This window comes from Kitasatospora sp. NPDC048298, from assembly GCF_043201465.1.
Classification (GTDB): Bacteria; Actinomycetota; Actinomycetes; order Streptomycetales; family Streptomycetaceae; genus Kitasatospora.
In genome coordinates, this window is record NZ_JBICYZ010000171.1 from 1 (window position 1) to 1436 (window position 1436).

The window sequence follows — 1436 nt, forward strand, 5'->3', positions numbered from 1 at the left end:
ATCCCGGCGGCGAGCAGTTCCTCGACGTCCTGCCAGCGCTTGGCGTGCCGGCCGCCGGGGACGTTGGTGTGCGCCAGCTCGTCCACGAGCACGACCGACGGGCGGCGGGCGAGCACGCCGTCGAGGTCCATCTCCTCGAACTCGGCGTCCCGATAAGTCCGTCTGATGCGCGGGATCACCTCCAACCCGTGCACCAGCTCCTCGGTGAACCTCCGCCCGTGGCACTCGATGAATCCGACCACCACCTCCGCGCCACGGTCCTGTCTGCGATGGGCCTCGTCCAGCATCCGGTAGGTCTTTCCGACTCCGGGGGCCGAGCCGAGATAGACCCTCAGCAGGCCACGGCGGTGCACGGTGCCGGGGGCGAGGTCGCGGGCCATGGGCGCTGCTCTTTCCTTGTGTCGCTGGCAGGTTGGTGGTGCGCAGACATGGGCGACCGACCCGGGTGCGAGGGGTTTACTCCCTCACACCCGGGTCGGTCTGGTCACTCGGCAGGATGATGAAGTGTCATCACTTCTGCTCGCTGAGTGCCTTGTTGAGCAGCACGACGTTGACGCCCTCGTTGCCGAGGAAGCCGAGCGAACGGCTCTCGGTGTACTCGTCGACCAACTTGGTCACCGTCTCCACCGGCAGGCCGCGGTTCTTCGCGACCCGGTCGACCTGCTCCTTGGCGTACGCGACGGAGATGTGCGGGTCGAGGCCGGAGCCGGAGGCGGTCAGCGCGTCGGCCGGGACGCTCGCCGGGTCGACGCCGTCGAAGGAGGCGACGGCGGCGCGGCGGTCGTTGACGGCCTTCAGCAGGTCCTCGTTGTTCGGGCCGAGGTTGCTGGCGCCGGAGGAGGAGGCGTCGTAGCCGGTCCCGGCCGCGGAGGGGCGGGGCTGGAACCACTTCGGGTCCGGCTGGGCCTCCTCGTTCGGGTCGTCGGGGTTCTTCTTCGGGAGGTTGAAGCTCTGGCCGATCAGGCTGGAGCCGACCTCCTTGCCGTCGGTCTTCACCGGCGAGCCGTTCGCCTTCTCGCTGAAGGCGACCTGCGAGATCCCGGTGACGAGCAGCGGGTAGGCGACTCCCAGGATCACGGTCAGCACGAGGAGTACGCGCAGGGCCGTGAAGTGTGTCCGCAGAGCGGCGGGCAGGGGCTTGGACATCGCGGTGGACTCCTTTCTCAGCTGAGGCCGGGGATGAACTGGACGATCAGGTCGATCAGTTTGATGCCGACGAACGGCACCACGAGGCCGCCGAAGCCGTAGACCCCGATGTTGCGGCGCAGCAGCGAGCTGGCGTCGGACGGGCGGTAGCGCACGCCGCGCAGGGCGAGCGGGATCAGGCCAATGATGACCAGGGCGTTGAAGACGATCGCCGAGGTGATCGCGGACTGGGGGCTGTGCAGGCCCATGATGTTGAGGTGGCTCAGGCCCGGGTAGACCCCGGCGAACAT

General features: G+C 68.5%; 1 protein-coding gene and 2 pseudogenes. All 3 read right to left on the reverse strand.

Going from position 1 to position 1436, the window contains the following annotated elements; all coding sequences use genetic code 11:
* A pseudogene (locus tag ACGF0D_RS44240) lies at nucleotides 1-380 on the reverse strand (histidine kinase); the annotation flags it as partial.
* 130 nt (nucleotides 381-510) lie between these two features.
* Nucleotides 511-1146, reverse strand: a complete 636-nt coding sequence (kdpC, locus tag ACGF0D_RS44245) for a potassium-transporting ATPase subunit KdpC (RefSeq protein ID WP_392926254.1) — start codon at nucleotides 1144-1146, stop codon at nucleotides 511-513.
* Nucleotides 1147-1163: 17 nt separating this feature from the next.
* Nucleotides 1164-1436: pseudogene (locus tag ACGF0D_RS44250) on the reverse strand (potassium-transporting ATPase subunit B); the annotation flags it as partial.

Excerpts from the sequence above, each read along its gene's own strand:
- kdpC (WP_392926254.1), bottom strand. The coding sequence starts at position 1,146 with ATGTCCAAGCCCCTGCCCGCCGCTCTGCGGACACACTTCACGGCCCTG.